Origin of the sequence: Geobacter sp. FeAm09 (assembly GCF_008330225.1) — a bacterium.
Lineage (GTDB): Bacteria > Desulfobacterota > Desulfuromonadia > Geobacterales > Pseudopelobacteraceae > Oryzomonas.
In genome coordinates this window covers 359449-373893 of sequence record NZ_CP042466.1, presented here as the reverse complement: position 1 = coordinate 373893, position 14445 = coordinate 359449, and the positions used below count along the sequence as shown (strand labels likewise).

Annotated in this window: 16 protein-coding genes, 1 tRNA gene, 1 other RNA gene and 2 pseudogenes; 12 read left to right on the top strand and 8 right to left on the bottom strand. The window is 64.2% G+C overall.

Going from position 1 to position 14445, the window contains the following annotated elements:
* Positions 1-5 precede the first annotated feature (5 nt).
* On the top strand, positions 6-437 hold the full coding sequence (gene queF / locus FO488_RS01730) for a preQ(1) synthase (protein WP_149208946.1): 432 nt from the start codon (positions 6-8) through the stop codon (positions 435-437).
* Between the two features lie 197 nt (positions 438-634).
* A complete protein-coding gene (locus FO488_RS01725; RefSeq protein ID WP_149208945.1) occupies positions 635-1198 on the top strand; it encodes an elongation factor P in 564 nt (187 codons plus the stop codon).
* Positions 1199-1222: 24 nt separating this feature from the next.
* Here FO488_RS01725 and FO488_RS01720 read toward each other — a convergent pair whose 3' ends face one another.
* From FO488_RS01720 to citC, 8 genes and pseudogenes are all read right to left on the bottom strand, one after another.
* Positions 1223-2119, bottom strand: a complete 897-nt coding sequence (locus tag FO488_RS01720; RefSeq protein WP_149208944.1) for a triphosphoribosyl-dephospho-CoA synthase — start codon at positions 2117-2119, stop codon at positions 1223-1225.
* Complete coding sequence (locus FO488_RS01715) at positions 2091-2594, bottom strand: citrate lyase holo-[acyl-carrier protein] synthase (RefSeq protein ID WP_168205829.1); 504 nt, start codon at positions 2592-2594, stop codon at positions 2091-2093. The genes FO488_RS01720 and FO488_RS01715 overlap by 29 nt, the downstream gene beginning before the upstream one ends.
* On the bottom strand, positions 2569-4107 hold the full coding sequence (citF, locus tag FO488_RS01710; RefSeq protein ID WP_149208942.1) for a citrate lyase subunit alpha: 1539 nt from the start codon (positions 4105-4107) through the stop codon (positions 2569-2571). The genes FO488_RS01715 and citF overlap by 26 nt, the downstream gene beginning before the upstream one ends.
* Entirely contained in the window at positions 4094-4405 is a 312-nt protein-coding gene (locus FO488_RS19780) for an HpcH/HpaI aldolase/citrate lyase family protein (RefSeq protein WP_240732240.1), read from the bottom strand. Before FO488_RS19780 ends, citF begins: the two co-directional genes overlap by 14 nt.
* Positions 4394-4956: pseudogene (locus tag FO488_RS19775) on the bottom strand (CoA ester lyase); the annotation flags it as partial. The pseudogene FO488_RS19775 and the gene FO488_RS19780, both read right to left, overlap by 12 nt.
* Positions 4957-5017: 61 nt before the next feature.
* Positions 5018-5488, bottom strand: a complete 471-nt coding sequence (locus FO488_RS01700; RefSeq protein ID WP_149208941.1) for a PPC domain-containing DNA-binding protein — start codon at positions 5486-5488, stop codon at positions 5018-5020.
* A gap of 3 nt (positions 5489-5491) precedes the next feature.
* Entirely contained in the window at positions 5492-5755 is a 264-nt protein-coding gene (gene citD / locus FO488_RS01695) for a citrate lyase acyl carrier protein (RefSeq protein WP_149208940.1), read from the bottom strand.
* Positions 5755-6768 carry a [citrate (pro-3S)-lyase] ligase gene (citC, locus tag FO488_RS01690; RefSeq protein WP_149208939.1) on the bottom strand — a complete coding sequence of 338 codons (1014 nt, stop codon included), beginning with the start codon at positions 6766-6768 and terminating at the stop codon, positions 5755-5757. The genes citD and citC overlap by 1 nt, the downstream gene beginning before the upstream one ends.
* 206 nt (positions 6769-6974) lie before the next feature.
* Between citC and FO488_RS01685 the strand changes: the two genes are divergently transcribed.
* The 10 genes and pseudogenes from FO488_RS01685 (at position 6975) to FO488_RS01640 (ending at position 14435) form a co-directional block, all read left to right on the top strand.
* Positions 6975-7051 (top strand) — tRNA-Ile (locus tag FO488_RS01685).
* A gap of 114 nt (positions 7052-7165) precedes the next feature.
* Complete coding sequence (locus FO488_RS01680; protein WP_149208938.1) at positions 7166-8284, top strand: Nif3-like dinuclear metal center hexameric protein; 1119 nt, start codon at positions 7166-7168, stop codon at positions 8282-8284.
* 46 nt (positions 8285-8330) lie between these two features.
* Positions 8331-9050: a zinc ribbon domain-containing protein gene (locus FO488_RS01675; RefSeq protein WP_149208937.1), complete on the top strand. Its 720-nt coding sequence runs from the start codon at positions 8331-8333 to the stop codon at positions 9048-9050.
* A gap of 74 nt (positions 9051-9124) precedes the next feature.
* An RNA gene (gene rnpB / locus FO488_RS01670) (RNase P RNA component class A) lies at positions 9125-9491 on the top strand.
* Positions 9492-9512: 21 nt separating this feature from the next.
* Positions 9513-10046, top strand: coding sequence for a hypothetical protein (locus tag FO488_RS01665; RefSeq protein ID WP_149208936.1), 534 nt, complete (start codon positions 9513-9515; stop codon positions 10044-10046).
* Between the two features lie 37 nt (positions 10047-10083).
* A complete protein-coding gene (locus tag FO488_RS01660) occupies positions 10084-10428 on the top strand; it encodes a hypothetical protein (RefSeq protein WP_149208935.1) in 345 nt (114 codons plus the stop codon).
* A 168-nt stretch (positions 10429-10596) separates the two neighbouring features.
* On the top strand, positions 10597-11082 hold the full coding sequence (mraZ, locus tag FO488_RS01655) for a division/cell wall cluster transcriptional repressor MraZ (RefSeq protein WP_149212038.1): 486 nt from the start codon (positions 10597-10599) through the stop codon (positions 11080-11082).
* Positions 11083-12035 (top strand): annotated as a pseudogene (gene rsmH / locus FO488_RS01650) (16S rRNA (cytosine(1402)-N(4))-methyltransferase RsmH).
* Positions 12036-12123: 88 nt separating this feature from the next.
* The gene (gene ftsL / locus FO488_RS01645; protein ID WP_149208934.1) at positions 12124-12465 is read left to right on the top strand and encodes a cell division protein FtsL; all 342 of its coding nucleotides are present in this window, start codon (positions 12124-12126) and stop codon (positions 12463-12465) included.
* Entirely contained in the window at positions 12462-14435 is a 1974-nt protein-coding gene (locus FO488_RS01640; protein ID WP_149208933.1) for a penicillin-binding protein, read from the top strand. The genes ftsL and FO488_RS01640 overlap by 4 nt, the downstream gene beginning before the upstream one ends.
* Positions 14436-14445 lie beyond the last annotated feature (10 nt).

Genomic DNA, 14445 nt, shown 5'->3' with positions numbered 1-14445 from the left:
GAGTTATGGCGCTTCACGAGAATCTGAAATCACTGGGAGCCGGGGCAACGGCCTACCGCTACGACCGGCCCGACGCCGGGCTGCTGGAATCATTCCCCAGCCCCTTTGCCCAACCGGACATGAACCCGGCCGGGGCCGTGGGCACGCTGCACATCGAATGCCCCGAGTTCACCTGCCTCTGTCCCATGACCGGGCAGCCGGACTTCGCCAAGATCGTCATCGACTACCAACCGGACCGGCTGTGCGTCGAAAGCAAGAGCCTCAAGCTCTACCTGGGTTCCTTCCGCATGCACGGCGAATTCCACGAGGCCAGCGTGAACCGCATCTGCAACGATCTGGTCAAGCTGCTCGAACCGGCCTGGCTGACGGTGCGGGGCGAATTCACCCCCCGGGGCGGCATCCCCTTCTGGCCCACGGCCGAGTACCGTAAGGAATAAACTTAAAATCTGCCACGGAGACACAGAGACTCAGAGAAAACCAGAAGCAAGACAGACAAAAAACAACGAAGCCTCATTTTGGTTTACCCAATGACGTTTCGCTTTTCTCTGTGAACCTCTGGGTCTCCGTGTCTCTGCGGCAGATGTTGATTTTTGAATAAAACAGATTTCCAATTTTATTTAATAAGGAGAGTACCATGTTCACCACATCCGATTTCAAAAAGGGGCTCGTCATCCAGCTGGACGGGGCACCCTGCCTGATCCTCGACGTCACCTTCCAGTCCCCGTCGGCCCGCGGCGCCAACACCATGGTCAAGACCCGCTACCGCAACCTGATCACCTCCCAGGTGCTGGACAAGACCTTCCGCTCCGGCGACAAGGTGGACGAGGCCGACTACGGCCGCAACAAGGGCCAGTTCCTCTATGCCGACGGCGCCAAGGGGGTCTTCATGGACCTGGAAACCTACGAGCAGTTCGAGGTGGCGGAGGAGGCGTTCGAGGCGCTGGCCCCGTATCTGTTGGAGGGGACCGAGGTGGTGCTGGGACTCTTCGAGGGGCGCCTGGTCAACGTGGAACTGCCCATGACCGTGGAACTGGTCGTCACGGAAACCGCGCCGGTGCTCAAGAACGCCACCGCCACGGCCCAGACCAAGGAAGCCATCCTGGAAACCGGCCTCAAGCTGCAGGTTCCGCCGTACCTGGAAACCGGGGAGAAGATCAAGGTGGATACCCGCGACGGCAGGTTCATATCGCGGGCCTGAGATACAACGGGAAGAAAAACCCTGTCAAGCGGCCCCGGAAAACCCCTCTGAAGGATTCCGGCGGCCGCTTTTGCGTTCAAGAGGGGTGTTCCGTTCCGGGAAGCCCAGGAGACATCCGCAGGCGAGCAGGTAGCCGTAGGAGAGCCCCAGCATGTCGGCCACCCCCCCCATGGTGAGATTCATCCTGATATACTCCCTGTTGAGACTCTGGAGAAACGGCTCGCACTCCTCCCCCATGGCGATGAGCCGCTCAAGCTGCCGGCCATCCCTCCTGATGCGGGAGAGCCCCATGCTGCCGCACCGGTGGAGCGTGGTGGTGTCGTCCACGGTTTGCATCAGGCGGGCCAGCATGGCGAACGAGGCCATTTTGGGATGCTCGTGGATCTCCAGGGCCGCAAGGTAGGCCGGGACCGCCTCGTCGAAGAGCGCCGGCAGGCCGTTCATGGCCTCCCGCACGATCCCTCCCGCACCGTGCAGAGCCCTCTGCTGCTGCCCATGGGTGGCCTGCTCCCCCTGGGCGGCGAAGAAGTCCCCGGCCAGGGCGGCGACCCGGTCCCGAAAGCTCCGTTCGTCGGCCGCCGGGGCATGCCAGGCGGCCACGAGCAGCAGACCGCTCAGAAAGAGATACCCCTTGTGGGTATTGGTGCCCAGGCTTGCCAGCATGGTCTGCTCGGCCCGCCTGCCGATGGCGGCCTGGCGGGCGAACTCCTCGCCGGCAGCCAGGGAGCGGCAGAGCTGGTCGAGATAGTCGGCAACGATCCGGATCGAACGTTCCATGATGGCCAGGGACAGGTCGTGGTGGGAGCCGCAGTCGTTCAGGTCCACCAGCCCCGGTTTGGGGGTCAGGTACAGTTCCATGGCCACGCCCTTGACCAGAAACATGGCCAACAGCTCAATATCTGAAGTGCGCGAGGAGTTCATCGGTCCTTTCCCGTATCTCTTGCATGGCATGCCGCCCGAGACGGATGCACTCCCCGGCGGCCTGGCCGCAGACGAGGCAGGGGCGCGGCGGAAGGGCGAGGGAGGCCCGATCCACCTGCCTGGCGCGGGCGTCGTACACGTCCAGGTCCAGGAGCCGGCCACAGGGGTGGGCCGTTTCCACGGCCATGCAACGTTGCTTCACCTCCGGCGCCTCCAGGTCCAGCGGCATGATCCCCCAGGGCCCCAGGAGGTCGTCGGGCTGACGCTGCATCCGCCAACCGGGAAACGCCCCGGCCAGGCTCCGGAGCGCCCAGGCAAAGAGCCCCTGGCCCCCCGGCAGGCTTTTGTCCGGGCCGGGGATGTTCAACGAAAGGCAGATCGTGGCCGGATACCCGTGGTCCAGACAGCCTGCCAGCAATTCCTGCCGCCGGTCCCGGGCGGCGAGGAGGTCATTGTGCAACTTTTCGGATGACATCGATGATCGACCCGTCCCGGTACTCCACCAGCCCCACGATCTCATCCTCGAACTCCAGCGGCCGCGGCATGCCGGTCACGCGGCAGATCTCCTCCCGCAGCTCATGGATCTCCCGCACCGGCACCCGGCGCCGGATCAGCTCCTCCTTCAGTTCGGCATGCCGTTCGTTGACGGCGATGCCCCGCTCCGTAACGATCGCCCCCACCGTGTCCCCTGGCGTGGTGACCGTGGTGACGGCATCCCTGATGATCGGCAGGCGCCCCCGGATAGAGGGGGCGACGATGATGGAGAGCCTGGCTCCGGCCGCGCAGTCGCTGTGGCCGCCGGTGTTGTGCAGCAGATAGCCGTTGGATTCGGTGTTCACGTTGACGTTGAAATCCACGTCAACCTCCGTGGCCCCCAGGATGACGCAGTCGAGCCGGTTCACCACCGTCCCGGCGTTGAAGGGGTTGGCGTACATGTCGGCGCTCATCTCCCGGTGGTTGCGGTTCCTGCCCAGGGATTCCACGGCCGTGAGGTCGAAGCACTGGACATCGAACAGGGCCTGGAACAGCCCCTCCTCCAGCATGTCCACGAAATAGCCGGTGATGCCGCCGCTGCCGAAGCTCCCCTTGATGTTGTCCCGGCGCATCATGGTGCGGACGTGGTCGGCCACGGCCAGGGAGATGCCGCCGGAGCCGGTCTGGAAGGAGAAGCCGTCCTTCATCAGCCCGGACGCCTCGATGACCTGGGCCGCGTACTTGGCGATGCGCAGGCCGATGGGGTCGGTGGTGATGCGGGTGGTGGTGGAGACGATCTTGGCCGGGTCCCCCAGCCGTTCCACCGGCACCACGTAGTCCACATTGGCCTGGGAGATGCTGATGGGCGTGGCCGGATAGGGGACCAGGTTGTCGGTCACGGCCACCACGGTGCGGGCGTGGAGGGCGTCCACCATGGCATAGCCCAGGCTGCCGCAGGCCGAGGGGCCGGAGAAACCGTTCAGGTTGCCGTACTCGTCGCAGCAGGGGGCGGCGATGAAGGCCACGTCCACCGGGACTTGGCCGGTGATCAGGGAGCGGGCCCGCCCGCCGTGGGAGCGGACCGTCACCGGGCAGTGCAGATCCCCCTTGGAGATGAGTTCGCCGATCAGGCCGTTCACCCCCCCTTCCAGCCCGGTTATGACCCCCTTGCGGATAAAGGGGATCAACTCGGCGTGGATCGGGTGGATGGAACTGGAGGCGATGGTGATGTTCCTGATCCCGAGGCGGTCGATCTCCCGTACCACTTGGTTGAGCAGATAATCCCCGTTGCGCAGGGCGTGGTGGGTGGAGATGGTCATGCCGTCCTTCAGCCCGGCGGCCCGGATTGCCTCCTCCAGGCTCCCCAGGAGCTTGTTCCGGCCGGGGTTGACCCGCCTGATCTCCCGGCCGGCCCGGCTGCACGCCGGTTGCAGCGACCAGGGGTCACGGTAGGGGAGACACGGTCTGCCGCAAAAGGTCTCGGGGATCTGACGGCCCAGGCTATTCCGCGCCATGGATGGCCTCCTCGTCGATGATCTCGTCCACCAGCCCGTGGGCGTGGGCGGTGCGCAGGACCCGGGCGGCCCGCTTGACCACCGGGGCATCCACCATCCTGCCCCCCAGGGAGATGACGCCGGTCCCCATCAGCCGCGCCCGCTTGATGGCGTCGATCACCTGGAGCGCATAGTCGATCTCCTCCTGCTTCGGGGCAAAAACCTCGTGGACCACGTCGATCTGGCGCGGGTTGACCAGGCATTTGCCGGTGTAGCCCAGGGTCTTGATCAGTTCGGTTTCGCGGCGCAACCCCTCCATGTCGTTCACATCGGCGAAGATGCTGTCCAGCGCCTGGATGCCGGCCGCCTTGGCGGCCCACAGCACCTGGGTGCGGGCGTTGAAAAGCTCCTCCCCCCCTTGGTGCGCGCGATCTCCATGCTGGCCGTATAGTCCTCGGCCCCGAAGGCCAGGGCGACGATCCGTTTCGAGGTGCGGGCGATCTCCGTGACGTTGATCACCCCCCGGGCGCTCTCGATGGAGGGGAGGATGCCGAAGCGGCCGATCTCCAGCCCCAACTCCTCCTCGAATTCGGTCAACAGGGTGTCGAGCCGCTCCACGATCTCCGGGGTGTCGGCCTTGGGGAGGCGGATGCCGTCGGGAAGGGCCGGGAGAACCGCCTTCAGGTCGCTGTAGGCCCATTTGCTCTCCAGGGAGTTGATGCGCACCAGCACTTCCTTGTTGCGATCGGTGTACTCTTCCAGGAAACGCTTGACCAGGGTGCGGGCGGCATCCTTCTCGTTGAGGGGGACGGCATCCTCCAGATCGATGATCACCCCGTCGCACTCGAAGAGGTGGATATTTTGCAGCATGGAGGGCATGTTGCCCGGCACGTAGAGCAGGGAACGGCGCAAGCGGAAATCTGCCATGGTCTTACCCCTCGTTGATGTAGAAGGTTGAGATGCCGCCGATCTTCGAGACGTGGCGCTCGATCCCCTCCACGACAAGTTCGGTCAGGATGATCTCGCAGGTGGCGAACACCTCGGCGTCGAACAGGTGCCCCCCCACCACCTCGCCGGATGATTTCCCCACCATGATGTGCAGGTGGCAATCCAGGAGCACCTCCTCGCCGGGCACGATGTTGCCCACCAGGCTGAGCAGCTCCAGCGGCCCCTCCAACTCGTGGACATTGATGCGGGCCGGGGTGATGGGCAGCTTGGCGCCGGTCTTGATGCCCCGCAGGCGGACATTCTTCACCGAGCCGACCGCCGAGACGATCACCGCGTTATGCACGTCCTCCTTGTAGGCGAATTGGAGGATGCGGTCGGCCAGGCTCTCTCCCGGCGTGATCTTGATGATGAAGCGCCGTCCCTGACGGCACTCCTTGTACCAGAGCCCTTCCATGGGTCACCCCTCCCCGCCCCGCTTGAGGGCCGTTTCCAGCCGCGCCTCGATGGCATAGTCCAGCGCCCCCCGGTCGGTGACGCGCACCGTCCCCGCCGTGACCCCCTGGGAGGCAAGGACCTGGTCGATCTTCTGCCGGATCAGGTGCTCGAACTGTTTCTTGACCGTGGATTCGATCTCCACGCTCAGATCATCCCCCGGCTCCACGAACACCATCAGGTCGCTGGATTGCATGGTGCCGGCCTGGGCCTTTTTCACGATCCTCATCAGTGCCTCCCCCTGTTTCGCTTCACCCCTTCCCGGATGGGTGCCGCCTCGTCGGAACGAAGAAAGGCCAGGGTCGTCGCCGGCACGAGTTCCGCCAGGGCCTCCGTGTCGCCCCGCGCCAGGAGCTCCCGCACCCGGGAAGCGCTGATGGCCGCCCCGCCGGCCCGAAGCCGCTCGATCTCCGCCACCTCGATCCCGTAGCCCGGCAACACCCGCTTCATGGCCTCGTTGTATCCCCCGGTGACGTCGCAGTACGGCTCGGTCCCGGCAAAGCGCCGGGAAACGCCGAAGAACGGAGCGATGCGCGTGGCGAACAGGACCAGGTCCAGCTCCATCCGGATTGCGGCCACCGGGTCGCGCTCCTTGAGGAAATAGGCGGGAAAAGTCACGCTGCTCACCGCATAGTGGGAGGTGTCCAGAACCACCACGTTGGCGAGGTCGGCCACCCCGGCCCGCACCAGGCGCAGCCGGACCGGGAAGGGGAACACGGAGCGTTCCTCCCGCACCACGAACAGGTAGAGGGTGTCCACCTGCCGGGCGGCGCGCTCCACCAGGTGGCGGTGCCCCAGGGTAAAGGGGTTGCCGTTCATCACCACCGCGCCGTTATTGCCGGGGCGGACCAGGGGACGCAGGGCAGCGAGCCAGTGTTCCAGCCCCTTGCCGTACTCCAGGAGCGCCACCCGTTCATGGCAGGCCAGAAGCGAGAAGTTCAGCGCCTCGAAGGTGGTGGCGTATTCGGGTTTCGTATAGACGAAGAGCGCGTCGAAACCGGCCCCGAAGCCGTGCCTGACCAGTTCGGTGGCCACCTCCCCCAGCAAGGGGCCGCTCTGGCGTGCCGGGTCCACGGCAAACATCTTCAGGATATTGCCCGCCCGGGCGCCCACGGCGACGAGTTCGTCGTTCTCGAACACGCCGGCCAGGTCATCGTATCCCTCTTCGAAGACCAGGCCGCTCCGTTCGATAAATTGCCGGGCCGCCCTGACATCCGCGGCGCAGTTCAGTTCCACGACCATAGGTCACATCATCCTTAGGCGATCTTCATGGAGCATAGCAGAATCCATCCGCCTGTCCAGCATGGGTGCGGTATACGGAGGTATACGCGGTATACATGGGGCAAAGGGCCTCCACCCCGCCGTGGGCAAATAATGTCCCCGCAACGGTGATCGTGGTTCAAAAGTTCTTGACACTCCCGGCACACTTCCGTAGTATTGACTCCTCCGGGCCTATAGCTCAGTTGGCTAGAGCCACCGGCTCATAACCGGTTGGTCCCAGGTTCGAGTCCTGGTGGGCCCACCATTTCATTTGCAAGGAAACGCGCCGGATGCCGGCAATACTACGAACGGGACGCCCCGTACCACCAATTTCGCAAGAGTGCACACCCAAGGGTTGCACTCTTTTTATTTGTACCCGATGAAGACGCCAAAACTCTCTGACATACTTGGAATCATTAACAAAATAGCCCCTCCCCGGTTGGCGGAATCATGGGACAACTCGGGATTGCAGGTGGGAAACCCGGATGCCGGGATAGAGCGCATCATGGTGGCCCTGGACGCCACCCCGGCCGTCATGGAAGCCGCCCGGAACAGTTCCTGCCAGTTGCTCGTCACCCACCACCCCCTGCTGTTCAAACCGCTCAAAACCATTTCAACCGCCACCCCCCAGGGAAAACTCATACACGACGCCATCAGGTCCGACCTGGCGGTCATCAGCATCCACACCAGCTACGACGTGGCCGAAGGGGGCCTGAACGACCTGCTGGCCGAACGCCTGGGGGTCTCCGGCTGTCGGCCGCTCCAGAGTGCTGCCGGCCAGGAGCTTGCCAAGCTCGTGGTCTTCGTGCCGGGCGACCATCTCGACCGGGTCCGCGGGGCGCTCCTTCCCTGGGCCGAAGCCTTGGGCAACTACCGCGAGTGCTCCTTCAGCGCCCCCGGCCAAGGGACCTTCACCCCGCTCACCGGCGCCACGCCGTTCATCGGCGCGGTGGGCAACCGAGAGCAGGTCTCCGAACAGCGCCTGGAACTGCTCCTGGACCGCCGCAACCTGCCGCGGGCCGTACGTGCGCTCCTGGCCGCCCACCCGTATGAGGAACCGGCCTTCGATATCTATCCCCTGCTCAACGAGGGCAGGCAGTTCGGCCTGGGCCGGATCGGTTCCCTGGCGCAGCAGACGACCCTGGCCGACTATGCGGCCCGGATCAGGGAAACGCTGTCCGCCCCCGGCCTGCGCTATGCGGGCGACCCCGCGGCCGTGATCAGGAAAGTGGCCCTGTGCAGCGGCAGTGGGGCATCGCTCCTGCGCGACGCGGTCCGCTGCGGGGCCGACGTCCTGGTGACGGGCGACGTGAAATACCACGACGCCCGGGATGCGCACGACCTGGGCATCGCCCTGATCGATGCCGGACACTTCCCCAGCGAGATCATCATGGTGGACGACGTGGCCGAACGCCTGGGCCGCATGGTGTCCGAGGCCGGTTACGAAAACTGCCGGATCGTGCCCTGCCGGATCGAATCCGACCCATTACGAGTCTGATTACCATACACGACACACAAATTTCTGTACCGGGAGGAAGCTGATTTTGAAAAAGAGACTTGAGATGTTGGAACAACTCCAGGAGATCGATTATCTGATCGACAACCTGAAAACCACCCAGAACGGGCTGACGGAAGAGATGGGCGGGATCGAGCAGGCCCTGATCGACGCCCGCCAGGAGCTTTCCGGGCTGGAAAGCCGCGTGGCGCAGCTCGAGCAGGAAAAGACGGAACTGGAGAGCAGCCAGACCGTCGAGCAGGAAAACATCCGGCGCTCCGAGACCAACATGAAAGAGATCAAGACCAACAAGGAGTACCAGGCCGTTGGCCGGGAGATCGCCGCCGCCCGCAAGCAGGCCGCCGAGATCGACGAGCAGACCTTGCAGAAGGTCGGCCAGATCGAGGAGTTGAACGCCGATATCGCCGCCCGCAAGGAGACCCTTGCCGAACTGGAGCGGAACACCTCCCAGCGCCGCGACGAGAAGCAGGCCGAGATCGACAAGCTCCAGCAGGATATCGATGCCGACAGTGCCCGACGCGAAGCCATCACCAAGGAGTTGCCGGCCAACCTGATCAAGCGTTACAACGCCCTGCGCCAGCAACGCCGCGGCCAGGCGGTCGCCGGCGCCCGCGACGGCTACTGCCTGGGCTGCAACATGAACCTGCCTCCCCAGCTCTACAACAGCCTCTTCAAGGGGGACGAACTGATCAGTTGCCCGCACTGCCAGCGGGTGTTGATCCTGAAACTGCAACCGGCGGCGGAATAGCCGACCGGCCGATGCTGCCCCATGAGGGTCCCGCCCGCCGCCCGCGCGGACGTTGGCCGGGGTTATGGTTTGGTTGAAGCAGAACAGATGGCCGCTCTTTTTCGAAAGGGAGGAAAGTCCGGGCTCCATAGGGCATGACGCTGGATAACGTCCAGCGGGGGCGACCCCAGGGCAGAGTGCCACAGAGAGAAGTCCGCCTGCCACGGCAGGTAAGGGTGAAAGGGTGAGGTAAGAGCTCACCGGGTCCGACGGCGACGCCGGATGCCAGGTAAACCCCGTCAGGAGCAAGGCCAAATAGGGAGGCGCCAAGGGCTGCCCGCCCATGCCTCCGGGTTGGCTGCTTGAGGCTGTCGGCAACGGCAGTCCCAGATGAATGACCATCGCCCGGTGAGGGGTAACCCGATCCGGGAACAGAACCCGGCTTATGGACTGCTTCAACCAAAATTTTCACGAGAAGGACCGATGAACGACCACCAGGCATGGGAACGGGGGGCACGGCTCATGGCGGCACTCCACGACCGGCTTCCCCACGGCGTGCGCCAGCAGCTCGGAACGGTGCTCGCCGACTACCGCCGGCACAAGGGAGAGATGCTGGCCCTGACCCTGGCAACAGGCAGCGGCGGCATCTGCCGCGCCTGCGGCGGGCAGTGCTGCCAGAACGGAAAATACCGCTTCAGCGGCCTGGATTTCTTGTCCCTGCTGGAGCAGCAGACACCGGTGCCGGCACCCGATTTCGCCCGGAAACCGTTCTGCCCCTATGGCGATGCCGACGGCTGCCGCATGGCAGCGCCGTTCCGGCCGCTCGACTGCGTCCTGTTCATCTGCGATGCCATAGCAGACCGCCTGGAAGAGCCGGCAACACATGCCCTGGCCCGCCTCGAGCAGGAATTGCGCCAGGGGGTGCGCCGGGCGGAAGCCCTGCTGGGACAGCGGCTCGGCCAGCCGCTTCTGCTGCTGGCCGAACATCCCGACGGCACGGACCTGCCGCGCCGGTGAATACCCACTCCAAAAATAATGAATCGCGAGGATGCCCATGGTCACGACCCACGATATCGTTCTGATCCACGTTGACGGCAAACCGGGCTTCTATGCCCGCATCGAGGAGCTCACTCCCGACGTGAAGCCGGGATGGTGGCAGGTACGCCTCATGGTGTTCACCTTTCCGCTCCAGATGTTCACCTGGATACTGGACGAGTTCCAACTGGACGGCGCCGACTTCACCATGGGGGGCACCCCCATCCGCATGGAGCAGGTCGTCTCCCCGGTGGAGCAGGAACAGCTCCAGCAGGAACAGGACGCAAAGGAACAGCGGGAGCGTTCGGCGCACAGCTCCGGCAACCCCAAGGTCATCTCGCTTTCGGATCGCCGAAAAAAATAGTGGTTCCGGTATGCCTGCGGCTCTCGACCTCCCCCGGAAATGGGGGAGGTTTTTTGTTGTAAAAACCTTTACAACCTCACGTTTTATCTTGACATACCCCTTGACCGCCGCTATAAATTTCCCTGAAGGTGGAAAAAAGTGGAAATTGGTGGCAGGATGATCGAGGCAATGGACATATTCGGGGGGGAAACCCCGAGCACCATCGACGGTAAAGGGCGTACCTGCATCCCGGCCAAATTCAGGGATGCACTCGTCAGCCCGTCGGAGGATGCGCGCTTCATCATCACCAAGGCCGCCCCCGTGGACCTGGGCGACGGTACCTTTGGCCGCGGCCTTTCCGTGTATCCCCTGGACGCCTGGTCCGGGATAAAGAAAAAGATCCTTGCCAACGAGGGCGGTTTCACGTCGGCACAGTTGAACAGCATCAAGCGCCAGATCATCAACCCGGCGGAGGAGTGCAGCGCCGACAAGCTCGGACGGGTGCTGATCCCCTCCGCCCTGCGGCTGCACGCGGAGCTGGAGCGGGACATCTGGTTCGTCGGCATGGGACAGCGCTTCGATATCTGGAACAAGGGGACCTACAGCCGCATCAACGCGCAGGACGAGAAGAACTTCCCGCTGGACTCGGAAGCGCTCGCCGCAATGGGCGTCTAGATGGCCTCCTTCCACCACTTGTCGGTCATGCCGGAGGAGGTCATCGCCCTCTTGCAGCCCCGGCCGGGCGGAATCTACCTGGACGGCACCCTGGGGGGGGCGGGCACACGGCGCTGATCGCCGCCCGGTGCAGACCGCAAAACGGGATGGTGATCGGGATCGATCAGGACCGGGAGGCACTGGAGGCGGCGGGCCAAAGGCTGGCCGAATTCGGCACGGCGGTCCGTCTGGTCCACGGCAACTTCGCCGACCTGGAACGGCATCTGGATGCCCTGGGCGTTGCCGCCCTGGACGGTTTCATCCTCGACCTGGGGGTTTCCTCCCACCAGTTGGACAGCGGGGAACGCGGCTTCAGTTTCCAGCAGGACGCCCCCCTGGACATGCGCATGGACACCGGCCGCGGGGAGACCGCCGCCGATCTGGTGAACGAGTTGCCGGAACAGGAGCTGGAGCGGATCATCCGGGACTACGGCGAAGAGCGCTGGGCGAAAAGGATCGCCGCCTTCATCGTCAAGGCCCGCGCGGAGCAGGCGGTCCTGACCACGCTGCAGTTGGCGGACGTCATCAAGGGGGCCATCCCCCGGGCCAAGTGGGAGGAACGCATCCACCCCGCCACCCGCACCTTCCAGGCCCTGCGGATCGCCGTCAACCGGGAGCTGGAAAGCCTGGAACAGGGGCTGCGCGCCGCCCTCGACCGTTTGAAGCCGGGTGGCCGGGCGGCGGTCATCTCCTTCCACTCCCTGGAAGACCGGATCGTCAAACATATCTTCCGGGAGTACGCCACCGGCTGCACCTGCCCGCGCCAACTCCCGGTCTGCGTCTGCGGACGCAAGCCGCGGGTGAAGGTTCTGACCAGCCGCCCGATCACGGCCGGCGAGGCCGAGATCGACCGGAATCCGCGGGCGCGCAGCGCCAAGCTGCGGGGTGCGGAGAAGCTGGCAGCGGTCGCGTAGCACAGAAGTTAATTTCGATAAACGGGGCACTGTTCCGAACGGGCAGCCCCACTGCGGTTTTCTTAGATACGGAATTTGGAGGTACAGCATGGCACAGGCAAGAACCGAATACGGCAAGGTCGTTGCTCCGCGCCCCCTGAGCGGAACCGAACTGGTCACCCAGCGGGTGGACATGTTCAAGTTCCTGATGGTCTGCATGGTCCTTTTCACGATCGTCTCGGTTTTTCATGTCTGGTCGCGCTTCAAGCTGATCGACCTGAATCTGCGCATATCCGAGACCAACCGCCAGCTGAAGGATGCGGAACAGGAACAGAAACGACTCAAACTCGAGGCGGCGTCCCTCAAGACCCCGGCCCGCATCGAGACCATCGCCAAGAGTGACCTGGCCATGGGCCTGCCCACCGAGCAACAGGTGATCGTCGTCAAATGAAGAATGACCGGGAAAAATGGGCCCGGGTCCGGATCGTCATGATCGGGACCATCTTCGGCCTGTTGTTCCTGAGCGTCACCGGCAGGGCGTTCTATCTCCAGATACTCCAGCACGAGGAGTTGGTGAAGAAGGCCGAACGGCAGCACCAGCATATCGTCCAGCTCACCCCGGGACGCGGCGTCATCATGGACCGCAACGGCACGCCCCTGGCCGTGTCCGTGGACATGGACTCCTGCTACGCCGAACCGCGCCGCATCAGGGATATGGACGGCACGGCCGGGGTGCTGGCGCCGTTTCTCGGGACCTCCAAGCAGGAGCTGCTCAAAAAGCTCTCCAGCGACAAGGGGTTTGTCTGGATCGAACGCCGCCTGACCCCGGAGGTGGCGGCCCGCATCAAGAACCTCAAACTGACCGGCATCGGCTTTGTTTCCGAGTCGAAGCGCTTTTATCCCAACTGCGAGGTTGCGTCCCACGTGGTCGGGTTTACCGGCGTGGACCCGATAGGGCTGGAGGGGGTGGAGCGCAAATACGATTCCGTCATCCTGGGCAACACCGGCTACATGGTGACCGAGCGCGACGCCCTGGGACGCGACATCGCCCTCAAGGACACGGTCATCAAGAACTCTTCGCCGGGCAAGAACATCGTGCTCACCCTGGACAAGAACATCGAATACATCGCGGAAAAGGAACTGGCCAAGGCGGTTACGGAAAGCGGCGCCAAAAACGGCATGGCGCTCGTCATGGAATCGGATACCGGCAGGGTTCTCGCCATGGCCAACTATCCCACCTTCAACCCCAACGCCTACGCCCATTACCCCCAGGCCATGCTGCGCAACCGGGTCGTCGCCGACAGCTTCGAGCCCGGGTCGACCTTCAAGATCTTCCTGGTCTCCGCGGCGCTGGAGGAGAGGGTCCTCAGGCCCACGGACGTCATCAACTGCGAGAACGGCCGCTATACCATCGCCGACCGAACCATCCACGACACCCACAGCTACGCCCGGCTGTCCGTGACCGACATCCTCAAGTATTCGAGCAATATCGGCGCGGCCAAGATCGGCTTCAAACTGGGTGATGAGCGGCTGTTCCGTTATCTGCGGAATTTCGGCTTCGGCGAGCGCACCGGCGTGGACCTTCCGGGGGAATCCCCGGGGAACCTCCGGGACAAACGCCGCTGGTACGGGGTTGACCTGGCTACCATCTCCTTCGGCCAGGGGGTTTCGGCCTCGGCCATCCAGCTGGTCAGCGCGGTTTCCGCCGTGGCCAACGGCGGCACGCTCATGAAGCCTTACATCGTGGAGCGCATCCTGGACGACAGCGGCCGCGAGGTGCAGAAATTCGAACCCCAGGCGGTGCGTCGCGTCATCTCCGCGGATACGGCCAAAAAGGTCACCAGGATGATGGAGAGCGTCACCAGCGAGGGGGGCACCGGCCTCAACGCCGCCATAGACGGGTTCCTCGTGGCCGGCAAGACCGGCACGGCCCAAAAGGCGGACCCGGTGACCCACGGCTATTCCGCCACCCGGAGGACCGCCTCGTTTATCGGTTTCGTCCCGGCCGACAGGCCCAAACTGACGATCCTGGTGGTGGTGGACGAGCCGAAGACCAGCCCCTACGGCGGTGTCGTGGCGGCCCCGGCTTTCCGCACCATTGCCGTGAACGCGCTGGCCTATCTGAAAATCACGCCCAAGGGAGAGACCAGCAGGACGCCCAAGGTCATTGCCGCCCAGACCCCGCCCCCCCCGAAAGCGGATGCCGCGTCGGAGGGCGACGCCCTGGATGCGACCGCCGGGGTCGCCGTCATGCCCGATTTCCGGGGCATGAGCATGCGCCGGGTCATGCAGGTGATGGAGAAGCGCGGCATCAACATCAAGCTGATGGGAAGCGGGCGGGCCGTGGAACAGAACCCTCCCCCCGGTCAGACGATCCGGGGAGCAGACGAGGTCTGGATAAAATTCACACCTTCCGCATGAACCGTCACAA